This window comes from Flagellimonas lutimaris (assembly GCF_003581615.1).
GTDB classification, from domain to species: Bacteria; Bacteroidota; Bacteroidia; order Flavobacteriales; family Flavobacteriaceae; genus Flagellimonas; species Flagellimonas lutimaris.
Window position 1 is genome coordinate 239,604 of the sequence record NZ_QXFH01000077.1, and the last position, 15,164, is coordinate 254,767.

13 protein-coding genes are annotated in these 15,164 nt (G+C 40.2%); 8 read left to right on the forward strand and 5 right to left on the reverse strand.

The window, feature by feature from the left end:
* Positions 1-242: 242 nt before the first annotated feature.
* The 8 genes from D2V08_RS15310 to D2V08_RS15345 all read left to right on the forward strand — a co-directional run bounded on the left by D2V08_RS15310 (position 243) and on the right by D2V08_RS15345 (position 11,105).
* Positions 243-1,883 (forward strand): TldD/PmbA family protein, encoded by a 1,641-nt coding sequence (locus tag D2V08_RS15310; RefSeq protein WP_119609126.1) that lies wholly within the window; start codon positions 243-245, stop codon positions 1,881-1,883.
* 27 nt (positions 1,884-1,910) lie between these two features.
* Positions 1,911-3,227 (forward strand): TldD/PmbA family protein, encoded by a 1,317-nt coding sequence (locus D2V08_RS15315; RefSeq protein ID WP_119609128.1) that lies wholly within the window; start codon positions 1,911-1,913, stop codon positions 3,225-3,227.
* Between the two features lie 90 nt (positions 3,228-3,317).
* Complete coding sequence (locus D2V08_RS15320) at positions 3,318-3,938, forward strand: DUF4159 domain-containing protein (protein ID WP_119609673.1); 621 nt, start codon at positions 3,318-3,320, stop codon at positions 3,936-3,938.
* Positions 3,939-3,948: 10 nt separating this feature from the next.
* Positions 3,949-4,953, forward strand: coding sequence for an AAA family ATPase (locus D2V08_RS15325; RefSeq protein WP_119609130.1), 1,005 nt, complete (start codon positions 3,949-3,951; stop codon positions 4,951-4,953).
* Positions 4,953-5,852, forward strand: a complete 900-nt coding sequence (locus D2V08_RS15330; protein ID WP_119609132.1) for a DUF58 domain-containing protein — start codon at positions 4,953-4,955, stop codon at positions 5,850-5,852. The genes D2V08_RS15325 and D2V08_RS15330 overlap by 1 nt, the downstream gene beginning before the upstream one ends.
* Positions 5,853-7,124, forward strand: coding sequence for a BatA domain-containing protein (locus tag D2V08_RS15335; protein WP_119609134.1), 1,272 nt, complete (start codon positions 5,853-5,855; stop codon positions 7,122-7,124).
* Entirely contained in the window at positions 7,124-9,358 is a 2,235-nt protein-coding gene (locus D2V08_RS15340) for a tryptophan-rich sensory protein (RefSeq protein WP_119609136.1), read from the forward strand. The genes D2V08_RS15335 and D2V08_RS15340 overlap by 1 nt, the downstream gene beginning before the upstream one ends.
* Positions 9,359-9,386: 28 nt before the next feature.
* Positions 9,387-11,105 carry a hypothetical protein gene (locus D2V08_RS15345; RefSeq protein ID WP_147374167.1) on the forward strand — a complete coding sequence of 573 codons (1,719 nt, stop codon included), beginning with the start codon at positions 9,387-9,389 and terminating at the stop codon, positions 11,103-11,105.
* Between the two features lie 5 nt (positions 11,106-11,110).
* On the opposite strand, the gene D2V08_RS15350 is transcribed toward D2V08_RS15345, so the two are convergent.
* From D2V08_RS15350 to D2V08_RS15370, 5 genes are all read right to left on the reverse strand, one after another.
* Entirely contained in the window at positions 11,111-11,305 is a 195-nt protein-coding gene (locus D2V08_RS15350; protein WP_119609140.1) for a hypothetical protein, read from the reverse strand.
* 72 nt (positions 11,306-11,377) lie between these two features.
* Positions 11,378-11,854 (reverse strand): hypothetical protein, encoded by a 477-nt coding sequence (locus D2V08_RS15355; RefSeq protein ID WP_119609142.1) that lies wholly within the window; start codon positions 11,852-11,854, stop codon positions 11,378-11,380.
* A gap of 6 nt (positions 11,855-11,860) precedes the next feature.
* Positions 11,861-12,703, reverse strand: a complete 843-nt coding sequence (locus D2V08_RS15360) for a C-GCAxxG-C-C family protein (RefSeq protein ID WP_119609144.1) — start codon at positions 12,701-12,703, stop codon at positions 11,861-11,863.
* A gap of 146 nt (positions 12,704-12,849) precedes the next feature.
* Positions 12,850-13,275, reverse strand: coding sequence for a hypothetical protein (locus tag D2V08_RS15365; protein ID WP_119609146.1), 426 nt, complete (start codon positions 13,273-13,275; stop codon positions 12,850-12,852).
* A gap of 67 nt (positions 13,276-13,342) precedes the next feature.
* The gene (locus D2V08_RS15370; RefSeq protein WP_119609148.1) at positions 13,343-15,073 is read right to left on the reverse strand and encodes an alpha/beta hydrolase; all 1,731 of its coding nucleotides are present in this window, start codon (positions 15,071-15,073) and stop codon (positions 13,343-13,345) included.
* Positions 15,074-15,164 lie beyond the last annotated feature (91 nt).

Below are 15,164 nucleotides of genomic sequence, written 5' to 3' on the forward strand. Positions count from 1 at the left end.
CAGAAAAGTGATACAAAAAAGATGAGGAGATGGTTTTTATTGAATAATGATGAATTAAAAAGAAAAAATCAACCCTTTCTTTTGTGAGTAGTTAAATAGAACCCTTCTTCTGGTATTTTAGGTTAAAATTAACATAAAGCTAAAAAAGCACTACTTAATTTTAAGAACCATGGATTTGAACAAATTAATCTTAATAGATACCTATCCTTTATTAACTCAAAGTAAAATCAAATAACTAACATATGAAAAGAAGAGATTTTGTACAGTACGCTGGTATGGGTGCAGGGGCCATGATGATGCCCTCGCTTCTTTTGGGGAACGATATTCCCGCAGAAGCGTTACTCGAACCAGGTATGGATACCGTACTTAAAAAGAAAATGGCCGACGTTGCCCTTAATACGGCAAAGTCCATGGGAGCTACCTATGCAGATGCCAGAATAGGAAGATATTTGAACCAATATGTATTCACTCGAGAGGATAAGGTTCAAAATGTAGTAAACACCGAATCGTTCGGAATTGGTATCCGAGTGATTGCCAACGGTACTTGGGGTTTTTCATCCACTAACGATGTAACCGAAGATGGTATTAAAAAGGCCACGCAACATGCTGTAGCCATTGCGAAGGCAAATTCCAAAATTCAAAAGGAACCCGTTGTTTTGGCCCCTGTTGAATCCTACGGAGAAGTTTCTTGGAAAACTCCAATAAAAAAGGACTTCAAAGAAGTACCTATCTCGGAAAAAGTTGATTTGCTTTTGAGTGCAAACGGGGCAGCCATGGAAAATGGAGCCAACTTTGTGAACTCCGCACTTTTTATGGTGAATGAACAGAAATATTTCGCCTCTACTGATGGTTCTTACATCGATCAAGATGTACACCGAATTTGGCCAACATTTAATGTTACAGCCATTGACCGTCAAGCTGGAAAATTCAAGAGTCGTCAGGCATTTAGCGCTCCAATGGGTATGGGTTATGAGTATATGGATGGTTTGGAATCCGAAAAGCTTTCAGGTCCAGAGGGTATTAAACTGTACAATAGAAGTTATGATATTGTAGAAGATGCTACCATGGCCGCTAAACAAGCCAAGCAGAAACTGACTGCAAAATCGGTTGAAGCTGGTAAGTATGACCTGGTTCTGGAACCAAATCACCTTGGTCTGACCATTCACGAGTCTGTAGGACATCCATTGGAATTGGACCGTGTACTTGGTTATGAGGCCAATTATGCAGGAACCAGTTTTGCAACAATGGATAAATGGGAATCCAAAAACTTTAATTACGGAAGTGATATCGTGAACATTGTTGCCGATAAAACACAAGTAGGATCTCTAGGCGCCGTGGGTTATGATGATGAAGGTGTGAAAACCAAAAAATGGGATTTGATAAGAAATGGAACCTTGGTAAACTATCAAGCTATTCGTGACCAAGTTCATATGATTGATCAAAATGAATCGCACGGATGCTGTTATGCCCAAAGTTGGGAAGATGTGCAGTTCCAGCGTATGCCCAATGTTTCTTTGGAACCAGGAAAGGAAAAATACTCCTTGCAAGATATGATCAAGGATGTGGACAAAGGAATATACATTCTAGGCCGTGGTTCTTACTCCATTGACCAACAACGTTACAACTTCCAGTTTGGTGGAACTTTGTTCTACGAAATTAAGGATGGTGAGATTGTAGGTATGCTCGACGACGTAGCTTATCAATCCAATACACAGGAATTCTGGAATTCTTGTGCAAAAATCTGTGATAAGGACGACTACAGGTTATTCGGTTCCTTCTTTGATGGTAAAGGGCAGCCTTCACAGGTAAGTGCCGTTTCTCACGGTAGTTCAACATCAAGATTTAATGGAATCAATGTAATTAATACAGGTAGGACCATTTAAGGTTTATTCAAATTAAATAATAAGACAATGGCTATATATACAAAAGAAGAAGCAAAAATGATTTTGGAAAAAGCTTTGAGTTTTTCCAAGGCCGATGCCTGCGAAATAAACCTCAGTGGAAGTAATAGTGGAAATATCCGGTACGCTAGAAATACGGTGTCTACAGCAGGGTATAGATCAACCCAAAGTTTGGTAGTGCAATCTAGTTTTGGTAAAAAAGTGGGTACAGCAACTATAGATGAATTTGATGATGCATCATTGGAAAAAGTAGTGCGAAGAGCAGAAGAACTTGCTCAGCTATCACCAGAGAATCCTGAATTTATGCCGCCTTTGGGACCTCAAGAATACGATGAGGCAATCACTTACAAAGAGGCTACGGCAAATGTAAGCCCCGAGTATAGAGCAGAAGTGGCCAACAGCAGTATTGTTCCCGCAGCGGCCAAAGATGTGACCGCAGCAGGTTTCTTGGACGATTCGGCCCAGTTTTCGGCTATGATTAATTCTAACGGCCTGTTCGCTTATAATAAATCCACCGATGTGGACTTTACTGTGACTATGCGTACCAACGATGGTACAGGTTCCGGTTGGGTGACAAGGGATTACAACGACATCTCCAAATTCGATGCTGACGAAGCATCAAAAACGGCGATAGATAAAGCGGTATTGTCCAAGGAGGCACGAGCGATTGAACCAGGTAAATACACAGTTATTTTGGAACCTGCAGCATCGGTTGGCCTATTGCGAAATATGTTCCGATCTTTTGATGCAAGGTCAGCAGATGAAGGAAGAAGTTTTATGTCAGCTGCAGATGGTGGTAATAAATTGGGACAGAAAATTGTGGATGAAAGGGTAAATATTTGGTCCGATCCTTTACATCCAGATGCCCCAACCTCTACCTGGAATGGAGCAGGACAACCTCTAAAGAAAACAAGCTGGATAGAAAATGGAGTCGTAAAAAACTTGGCGTACAGTCGTTATTGGGCAGAACAGAAAGGTGTGAACCCTGTTCCTTTCCCAAGCAACGGAATTATGGCCGGTGGAGACGAAAGCCTGGAGGATATGATCAAGGGAACCAAAAAAGGTATTTTGGTGACACGCTTTTGGTATATAAGAAGTGTGGATCCACAGACCTTATTGTACACAGGTTTGACCAGAGACGGAACTTTTTATATCGAAAACGGGCAAATTAAGTTCCCGGTTAAAAACTTCAGATTCAATGAGAGCCCGATTATCATGTTGAATAATTTGGAATCTCTAGGACAACAAGTACGCGTCAACGGTAACTTAATACCCTATATGAAGATTCGTGACTTTACGTTCACCAGTCTCTCAGACGCGGTATAAAAACAAGAATTGAAACAAACTGGTGGTCAGGTAATCCTTGACCGCCAGTTTTTATTTTGGTAACCATTTTAGCCTACGACCCGAATGGCATTGGATAACGAATTCTTTTTTACACGATTACAATACGAATCAGGAGATTGGGATGTTGATCAGCGTATGCCCTCAAATTTGCTGAATTCCTTGGTCGAGTATACCACCCTAAAAGTGGATACACAGGAGAAGATTATCACCCTGGCCAGCGACGATATTTTTAAAAGTCCATTTTGCTATATCTCGGGCCATAAGTTGGTTCAGTTTACCAAAAAGGAACGTGAAAATTTTGAAAAATATGTCCGTAACGGTGGGTTTATTTTTGCCGATGATTGTAATCACGATATTGACGGTCTTTTTGCCAAATCGTTCGAACGGCAAATGGAAGAAATCTTCGGTCCCGGTGAATTACAAAAGATTCCCAATGATCATGAAATCTATACCATTTTCTTTGAATTTGATGAGGGTCCGCCTACCACTTCACAAGAACTGAACGGTTGGGGAGATGACCTTGTGCACGATTATCTCAAGGCCATTGTGATAGATGGAAGAATTGGCGTGCTCTACAGCAACAAGGACTATGGCTGCGAATGGGATTACGATTTTAGAAATAAACGCTGGTACAAAATTGACAATACACGATTTGCGGTGAATATTGTCCTATATGCCTTAACCTCTTAACGATACTAATTTGGATAAAGAACTACAACAAATTGCAAGTGAAGTAGAAGGGCTTTCCGAAAAGCTGACCGCCCTTAAAAAAGAAATTGGAAAAGTGATTATTGGTCAAGAAGAAACCGTTTCCCAATTACTGATTACATTTCTTGCAGGTGGACACGCCTTGCTCGAAGGTGTTCCAGGATTGGCAAAAACTTTGATGATTCGCACACTTTCCAACGCCATCGATTTAAAATTTAAGCGGATTCAGTTTACGCCCGATTTAATGCCTTCTGATATTATAGGTACGGAAATTTTGGAAGAGGACCATTCCACGGGCAAAAAATTCTTCAAATTCAACAAAGGACCTATCTTTTCTAATATCATTTTGGCAGATGAGATTAACCGAACACCTCCAAAAACACAGGCAGCTCTTTTGGAAGCGATGCAAGAGTTTGAGGTAACCTATGGAGACAAAACATACCCTTTGGATAAACCTTTCTTTATTCTGGCCACGCAAAACCCTATTGAACAATCGGGAACCTTTGTATTGCCGGAAGCACAACAGGATAGATTCTTGCTGTACATCAAAATAGGATATCCAACAGATGAGGAGGAAACGCAAATTTTAAAAGCCACTACGGGAACCAAAAAAGCCCAATTGAATAAGGTGCTTTCTGGCGATGACATTGTAAGATTGCAACAACTGGTTCGAGAAGTTTCCATCAGCGATGGATTGATCCAATATGTGAGTGATGTAATTCGCGCCACTCGACCCGATACGACTTTGGTAGACTACGTTAAAAAATGGGTGGATTGGGGCGCAGGCCCTCGTGCAGGTCAGGCAATGATTTTGACTGCCAAAGCTAATGCACTCTTAGAGGGCAGATTGGCGGTTACGCTGGAAGATTTACAAACGGTTGCTTTGCCGGTATTGCGGCACCGGGTGCTGGTCAACTTTAGGGCCGATGCCGAAGGAATCACCTCGGATACGGTAACCATGGAAATATTAAAAGCAGTACAATTAAGGGATAAATAATGGCGAAAAGGGACTACCATGACCTTTTAAAACCTGAAGTCATCAATACCGTATCGGGCCTTAGCTTGATTTCGCGCATTGTGGTGGAAGGATATACCTCTGGTTTGCACCGGAGCAAGAGCGTGGGCCCCGGAATGGAATTCAGTCAATATCGGGGCTATGAACCTGGGGACGACCTGAGATTACTCGATTGGAAGATGTTGGCCCGTTCAGGTAGGTATTACATCAAACAATCCGAAGTGGAAAGTCACGTTACCGTCAAGTTTATTGTTGATGCGAGTGCTTCCATGGAGCACAAAGAAGACGGCATTTCCAAATTGGAATTTGCTAGGGTAATGGTCGCTTGTTTGTCTCATATGGCCCAAAAGCAAGGAGATTCTGTGGGACTTTTTGCACTCAATGAAGATGATTTTGTGAGCATTTATCCCAAAGCAGACCAAAAACACTTCAACCGATTGTTGCTCGAATTGTTGAAGATTTCCACAAAGGGGAAATGGCCCGAACTCCCTATTGCATCCAGAAGAATCCACAATAGGGGAGAAAAGGAGCTGGTGTTTTTCCTGACGGATATGTACGAAGATGTCTCCGAACTGTCCGATTTTGTAAAAAACCTGAAGACTGCCAAAAATGAGGTCGTCGTTCTTCAAATTATGTCTGGAAAAGAAATGGATTTTAATTATAAAAAGTCCGTCACTTTTGAAGATTTGGAAACTGGAGCCAAGGTCAAAGTAGATGTAAACAAAGCCAAAGTAGCCTATTTAAAAGCTTTGGATCAAAAAATAAATCAAACCAAAGAGCAATTGCTGTCCCAAGGGGTGCATTACCACCTTTTTAGAATGGATGATAACTTGGGCGAAGCATTGCAACTATTTTTAAAAGAACGAATACGATTAGTGTAAATGGTTTTTGCAAATCCGTCATATCTCTGGGCACTTTTGGGACTTTTGGTTCCCTTGGCCATCCATTTGTGGAGCAAAAAGGAGGCAAAGACCATAAAAATTGGAAGTATCCAGTTATTGGACGAATCCAATTCGCGGCAATCCAGCAGCATTCAATTAAATGAATGGTTACTACTATTGCTACGAATGTTTATTATTGCTTTGATTGTTTTATTGATGGCAGGCCCACAATGGCGTACCAAAGGCAATCAAAAACAAATTACTTACATAGTTGAGGCTTCCATTGCCAATGAAGCATCCATCAGCTCTGTTTTGGATAGCTTACAAGAGGATTCCCCCGTTTTTCTATTGAAAAATGGCTTTCCTGAGTGGGAAGATGATGCCGATTATCAATCGGACAAGGAACAGCCCAACTATTGGCAATTAGTGCAAAAAATGGATTCGTTGCGTTCGGATAGTATTGTAGTATTTACGAAGGCACTGATCAAAGGAGTCAAGTCGATGCGACCAAATACCCAAAAGAAAATCCATTGGGTGGTTATGGAACTTGAGGAAACACAAGATAGACCCTTGCTGGCTTTTAATCGTGAATCAGGAGTTGAATTGATAACTACTTCAAGCAACGGTAGAACAACAAAAATTTACAAAAAAGTATTGGATGAAGGTTTTAACATCAGTAACGATAGCCTTCGATTACTTTCGGAAGAACCACAAACAGTTCCATTGAAAACATTGGATACGCTTCAAATCAATTTGTACGTGGAGGAAGGTTTTGAGCGCGAAGGAAAATATATTGAGGCATCATTCAGCGCATTATCGACATTTTTGAAGCGTGAAATCGTTATTCACAAAGAAGATGAACCAACGAATAATCAAGCTGATTTGAATATTTGGTTGCACAATGAACCTAAGAATGATTCAGAAGGTAAATGGTTGGTTTATCAAGAAAATCCGTTGGCCAAACAATTAATTGCATCGGGACCTCGGGAAAATTTGTTTTATCTAACATCAAGATTGAACCCCAAAAACACGGTCGACCAACACTTGCCCGAACAGTTACTCCAAATTTTAGCGCTGGACAATGATTTAAAAGCTGTGGTGGCCAATGCAGATGCAAGACAATTGGACGAAGCTGAACTTAAACCCAATTATGTGGAACCAAAACGAAAAAGAGAGAGAGCCACTTTGCTTGATATTTCCCTCTGGGTATTCTACATTCTCGCGGGGCTGATGATTGTTGAACGTTTGATGTCAAACTATAAAAAACAATAATGGGAGCAGGGGCGATAAAGCAATTTCAAAAACGATGGCAGCAATCCAAATATTTGGAAGGATTGCTTTATGCTGTTGGATTTGGTGGTTTTCTATACCTGTCGACCCATAATATTTTCTATGGAATTCTTGGTTTGTTAGTGGCATTGGGAATTGCCTTTTGGTTTTTAAAACCTTGGAAAATAAGCTCAGAAAATGCTGTAGGTTATATTGATGCCCATGTACCCCAAGCAGGATTCAGTAGCGGACTATTATTATCGACTGGCAATGAGCTTTCCGACCTGTCCAAATTACAGCAATATCGAGTAGCCTCGCAATTGGAACCCGTTTTATCCAAATTGAGACCACCCCATAACTTGTTTAAGGCAACCCTTGCCATGTTTGGTCTAATCCTTATAGGACTTGCTGGTAGTTTTATGCTGACCAAGTTCGGAAATCCATCGGGAGGAAATTCATCAAATACCGAACAAATCACTTTTGCTCCCAAAGACAGTCTGTCCACTACTGTCGAGACCCCCCAATTGATAGAGACCAATATTGCTATTCAATACCCCTCTTATACGAGAAAAGGAACATCGAACACCACTAATCCAAATATTAAGGCGGTGGAAGGTTCTAGAATTATATGGAACCTTGAATTTGATGGAGATGTAAAAGAAGTGGAAATGGATTTGATGGGTGAACGCATTGGTTTTACAAAAACTCAAGAATCGTATCGGTTGACCAAGACCTTGGAAGCATCAGGATTTTACAGTTTTACCTTCAAAGATTTGGATGGGAATGACTATGTAAGCGATTTGTATTCTTTGGAAATGGTGACCGATGAACCACCAATGGTCCAAATTGAAGGGTTGGACAACTACACTTATTTTGAGTTTGATGATGACAAACGTTTGATGTTGATGACCAACATTTCTGATGATTTTGGAATTGATGATGCCTACATTATTGCAACAGTGAGTAAAGGTTCCGGTGAATCGGTTAAATTTCGAGAGGAAACCGTTCGTTTTGACAGGGCTATTCCCAAAGGGAATAAACGAATCCAATTGCAGCAGCCCTTGGATTTGGATGCCCTTAAAATGGACCCGGGGGATGAATTGTATTTTTATGTGGAGGCTTTGGATCAAAAGACGCCAACACCCAATATTGCACGTAGCGAAACCTATTTTGCCGTAATTCGAGATACCATAACAGATGAATTTACTGTAGAGGGCAACTTGGGCGTGGATTTAATGCCCGACTATTTTAGGAGCCAACGCCAATTGATTATCGATACCGAAAAACTCATTGCAGATAGACCCAACATTTCTGAAAAAGACTTCAAATTTAGGAGCAACGAATTGGGCTTTGACCAAAAGCAGTTACGCTTGAAGTATGGGCAGTTTATGGGAGACGAAACCGAAATGCAAGCGGCTCCCGGTCAAGTATCATCTACCGAAAATGAGGGAGACGATGATGACCATGCTGGTGAGGAAGGCGAGGAAGACCTTCTGGATGGATACAGCCACAAACACGACAGTGAAAACGAACACAATTTAGTGGAAGAACACGACCACGAAAGTGAAGCCCAGGAAGAAGAGGAGGACCCGTTGCACAATTATGTGCACAATCATTCGGACCCAGAAGCATCCACACTATTTGAAAAATCCTTGAAAGCAAAGCTTAGGGATGCATTGAGTATTATGTGGGACGCTGAGCTCCATTTACGACTTTATGAACCTGAGAAGTCATTACCCTATCAATATGATGCCCTCAAAATAATTCAGGATATAAAAAATAGTGCCCGAATTTATGTGCACCGTATTGGGTTTGACCCACCGCCCATTAAAGAAGAAAACAGATTGAGCGGGGATATCGAGGATATCGAAAATTATAACAAAAAGGAAGAATTTGAATACCAAATGTCTTTTGCTTCAACAAGAGAAGCTATAGCTCTTTTGGAACTCTTGACTCAAGATGAAAAACAGTTCAATAATGAGGATAGTGCACTCTTTGTGGCCGCAGGTAACGAATTGGCGCAAAAAGCCATTTCGGACCCGTTTACATATCTAAAAGTTTTGCAGGGCCTTCGTGACCTTGAAAAGGTAGCAAATAGAACCAAAGAGAATTATAAAGAGGTTCAAAAAAATCTTTTGGAAGTACTTCCCGAAGCGGAGGACAATCCGATGAAAAAGGCAGGATATCAAGACGAAATCAATTTGTTGTATCTAAAAGAATTGACCATTTATGAGTGATGGGTCGGTATTTATAAACCAGAATCTTTTGTGGCCAGTAATTTTGGTTGGTCTGGTGCTGTGGGGCGTTTTCATCTGGAAAGAATGGTCGCAGCGAAAGGAAAGAAGGTTTTGGGTTAAGCTTGTTGCGGCATTTTTAGCGATAGTTTCATTGGTAATGATAGTCGTAAGGCCAAGTACCTTGCAAAAATCGACCAGTGGAAAGGGCATTGTTCTCACCGAAGGGTATCGACCTGCCCAGTTGGATAGTTTAAAATCTATTTACAAGCGAATACAAATAGAAGAATATACCAAGGGAACACCATTGTCAATTTTGAAAGATGTGGATTCTTTATTTCTTTTAGGCCAAGGTTTGGCGCCTTTTGATGTATGGCGCTTACAAGATAAACCCATCGCCTTTATGGGAGGTAAGAAGATTGAAGGATGGACAACTATCTCTCATGAAAATAAAATTCCATTTAGAGAAAAACTACATCTAAATGCCAAACATTCCAATCCAAAAACTGGACATTGGGCAATTTTAGCTGATAATGGAGGGAACCCTTTGGATTCTGTGCCTTTTGAAGAGGTTGATGAACAACTGATTCAGTTAAATGCAAAACCTAAGGCAAGTGGACAGTTTATTTATCGTCTTTTGGAGAAAAATGATGAGGGCGAAATTATATCCAATGAACCGCTTCCCGTTCAAGTGGTGGATGGGAAGCCCTTAAAGATTTTGATGGTCAACACTTTTCCGACTTTTGAGACCAAATACCTAAAAAACTTCTTAACTGACAAGGGGCACCAGGTTATGGCACGCACACAACTTACCAAAGGTAAATACAAGTTCGAATATTTCAATGGGGCTTCAAACCCCATTTATGGTTTTACTGAGGAGAATTTAAAAGAATATGATCTATTGGTTATCGATACCGATTCCTATATAGCTCTCGGAAGAAGTTCAAAAGAAGCAATGGAGGAAGCAATGAGGATACATGGCCTAGGTGTATTTATCCAACCCAATGAGAGCTTGTTCAGACTGACTCAAAGGCTATCTCCGTTTCAGTTTAATCGGGATTTTATTACTGAAATCACCTTGGGAGTGCCTGTCCAAAGCGCACAGAAATATCCTTTTGAATTTAAAAATGATGTCCGAACTCAAAAAATTATGATTGATTCGGTGCAGGTAGCGGCTTATGTGCCGATGGAAAAGGGTAAAATAGGTGCCACGGTACTTCAAAATACCTATCAGTTGGTTTTGGATGGAAGCGAAGCGATGTATGCCAATATTTGGACACAAATCTTAAAGAGCATCACTAAAGAACAAGAGCAAAAAATCGCTTGGAAAGCGATTACAGAAACTCCAAGAATTAATGAGCCATTTGAATTTGAGGTTCGAACTTCCATGAATGGAATTGAGGTCGCCACCGACGAAGGAGTGCACATCCCTTTGATTCAAAATAGTTTGGTGCCCAGTAAGTGGAAAGGGGTTAAATACCCAAGAAAATCGGGATGGAATACCATAAAGGTTTCCAATGATACCGTTAGCAAGTTTTCATATTTTGTTTTTGATAAAAATCAGCGAAAGTCGATTACCCTTTCCGAAAGGTTGAAAACAAACTATTGGGAATTTGGAGCTCAAAAGGACTTTAAGCGCATAGCCTCTTCTTCACATAAGGAATTGGAGCCTATTTCCCCAATATGGTTTTATATGATACTGCTTTTGTTTTTGGGTTGGTTGTGGTTAGAGCCTAAATTGGACAATTGATGTTTTTAATTATTGTCCCTTTCTTTTTCTTCTCTCTTCTTTTTGCTCATGCCAACAATAAACAATAATCCCCCAACAGCCACAAGAACATTTCCCAATGGTTCAACGTTGTCCTTTAAGGTGGTTGAGAAAACAATTCCCAATGAGATTACCACTATTCCCATAAAAATGTATTTCCTGTACTCTTCTCTTTTTTTCATTTTGATTGTAGGTTTTTCTAGATTAACTATATTTTAATTCATATTGTATTTTAAAATTTTTGGTGACAACGGTTACTTTCTTTTGAAATGCCACAAATAGTTCAAATTATCCTTTTTTAAAATCAGTATGGTAGCTGCTGCAGCTATAAGCGTTGCAGGAAAAGCAGACCCAATCCCCAATGGTGCGATTGCAATAAAAAACAGAATGGCTCCCACACATGCAATTTGAACCACCAAACCTTTTAATGTTATACCTAGAGCAATTAGTCCCTGCCCAATCGATATTAAGGTAACCGTTGGAACAATATTGGACTTGAACCAATGGACTATAAAATTGTGGTACATTTCAAAAGGGGTGAAAGTGGCATAAATCAAATAATCATCTGGGGTTTTGTGGGCAGTGTTATAATTTAGCCAGCAAGCCCAGGCAAATACCATAAATAAAAGCAATCGGGTTAGTTTTGTCCATCGAAAAGCAGTTGCCAAAATAACTAGGGCGATACCATTGCTTATGGACCATGGGATAATATTTTCTTTTAAGAGTTCCATTCTTTTTTAAGAATTAGAGAGCACATTTATGAGACCTTCACATCCAGAATTCTTTAAAAACCTTGTATGCCCCCCGAGGTTATTAAATTGCTCATTTGTAATTTGGGAACACAAAATCCTTGCGTTGGTATATTGATAGAATGCATCCAAGGTTTCTTTTGCATATGGATTGTCCATTGATGATTTTTTAGCTACCTCATGGCACCATTTAAGGGATTTCATCCAGATAGCCGAAGCCAATGCACCACATGCAGCACCGCATAACCCAAGACCTCCTGCAAATCCTGCCACCATAATGGACTCCTCATCGCTGGCTCCCATTTTTTTTGCGACTTCGGTGGCACAGCTAAGACACTCTTTGGATGTTTCATCATTATTTTCAGATAGTCCTTCCATGGCAGATTTTACGGCTTCAGGAGCCCATTTTTCCGCTAGATTGAAGCAGTGTAAAAATCTACCGGTGAAAAAGTATTTGGCCATGCTGAGTTTACTGGAAAAATCACAATGCGTAATCTCACGGCAATTTATGGTCTGCTCTCGCTGTTTAAAAGAGTTCATTATTTTTTGGGTAGCATTTACGGCCACAGTAATGGCTTGTTTTTGATTTTTACATCTCCGATACGCTTCGGCACCCACGGCCAATGATGCCCCCCACAGCATACCGCATTGATGACCTTCTTGCATAATACCTCCTGCCAAAGAATCGGAGGCGCGTTCTTCGAGTTCCTTTAGATGGCCAAATTGCCGATTCAGAATATAGAAAAAGGTTCGAGAACACGTCTTTAACTCCCGAAAGACTTTTTTACCGTCATTGGGACCATCTCGCGTTATTGGTTTAGTAGGTTCCATTGGAATAGACTTTGAATTTCACCTAAAGAAGGTAATATGATTCAAAGTACTATCCTATGATATAGATTAGTTTAAAGGGAATATGAGAATCTTGAGCTTGATTGGAAACGCTTGGGCCAATTGCTTTACATTTTATTGGTTGCCTATTACTTGTAGCGTTTAGTTTTTATTATTTTAAAATTGATGTATTCCATTATTTTTCCACAAGCAAAAACAAATAATGCGATAATACAAGAAAAAATCAGCCCTGTAATAATTGAGAAATTCCTCCCAGTATCGGTGATTACCATACGCATTGCTTCTTTTTGTTCCGTTGTTATTTCATCCTGGGTAAAAAAACCATCTTCATTTAAGTCAAATTTTTGAAGGGCTAATTTGTAAGAGATATCTAAATATGCCGCTTCTCCAACAATGAGGAGATAAATTCCACAAAAAACAGTGACACTTATCCAAAACCATTTCCATTTTCCTTGTTTGAAAAGTATTTTTCTATTGACTACTGTAAAAACTAAAATCAGAATTGAAATTAGACTGGGAATTAATAAATGATATGGTAGACTTATTTCATTCATGTATTTAACATCGTACTTAATGACCACTTTAAATTAATAGTATTGTCCGATACAATAATCATTATTCCTATTTGTATCTCCAACTGGTCAAATCTGCACCTTGTGGAGCACTTTCGGCAATTCGCTTCATAATTTTTGGTACGTACATGGAGTTATATCGTAAACGACTGATGGCATTGGGCTGGTCAGGGTCTCCGTTCCAACAATGTTCTGCACGGTCGCCGTACAAAACTTCACCGTCATAATAAGGTTCGCTGGTGCTCTCTAAAAAGTCTTCCATTAAATACACGGCATTGTTCAAATAGTAATTGTCCATATCTCCACAGTAGATGTGGATTTTGCCTTTTAATTGGGGCCCTAATTTGTCCCAATCACGTTCCATAATATGCCGTAAATCGTAGTTTTCTTTCCAATATTCTGCTACTTCGTGGTCAATATCACCAGTCATTTTATCCCAAATCCGTACGGGGTAGCCATCATCTCCTTGAGGAGAGTACGTGGCTTCCCAAATATCCCATTGTTGCCCGGATCTGGATTTATCGCCCAATACCAACTCTAGGTGGTTCCCCTGCCGCAAGGTGGATTGAATATCTCCCAGATAATTTCGATGGGAGGGAACCTCCAATTGTTTGTGCTCCGAGTCATAGTAATAAGCATTTTCATCCTCATAGATATTGGTCAGGCAATAAGCCCTAAAATCGATAGGGTCGGGACAAGCGGCAAAGCAGCCATTGTATTCTTCCGGATATTTCACTTGTACGGCCAAGGCTTCCCAACCACCTGTTGAACCGCCATAAAGGAAACGCGACCATCCTTCACCAATACCCCGAAATTGTTTTTCAATTTCTGGAATCAGTTCGTAGGTGATGGCATCTCCGTAGGGCCCTTGGCTTGCTGAGTTGACGGCATAAGAGTCATCGTAATAGGGGGTAGGGTGTTGAATTTCTATAATCAGAAAGCGTGGGAAATCAGGTTCGTTCCATCTTTTGTAAAAATCATACGCTTCTTGTTGTTGTATAATATTATAGCCGTCCAGATCGAACCGTGCCGAATATTCAGGTTCCAAGTTTGGGTCGGGCGGCGTGGTGCGGAAACCTCCAAAATCGCTTGGAAAATGGCCATGGAAAACCATCAATGGATATTTGGCTTCTGGATGCTCATTAAAACCTTTGGGCAATAAAACATGAGCTCCCAAATACATATCCCTCCCGTAAAATTCTGATAATTTTTCCGATTTGATCTTAATGTGTTTAATCCACTCGGTATCCTCGGGCTCTGGAATTGGTGGGATTTCTTGATCCATGATAACAGATACATTTTGGATACCGTTTTCTCTAACAGATATTTTAAAAGGCTTGCTATATAGGTTCCCCGGTGAGGTGTTCCAATGCTGTCCTTCGCCATTGTCCATAGGAAGTTTTACAGTATGTCCTGTGGATAAATTAAAAGTTTCATACACGTGTAAAAGTGCCTGCACATTGTATTCTCCAGGAGGAACATCGGATAAACTGGGGTAGGGGTAGCCAAGAACGGTTTCATCAAATGCAATGGATTCGCCTGCCGACATGCCATTCACATTCATTCCAAAAATGAGTTGTGTGTTTAAACCATCATTGATTTGAAAACGTGGTTCCTTACTGTCATCCGTAGAAAGCATCAATAATAGGCGCCCATCTTTACTTTCGATACTTACAGCTTCATCAAAACTTACAGCAATGTTATATTTTGATTTTTCAACGGGATTACAGGAAATAAATAATAGAAAACAACTACAAAAAAGAATGGAGAGCTTGGTCATGGTGGTTGGGTTTTAGATGAAGAAGTTAATTCATTCTAATTACATACAAAAAATCCCCGGCTTTTATTTGATTAAAAACCAGGGATTAAAA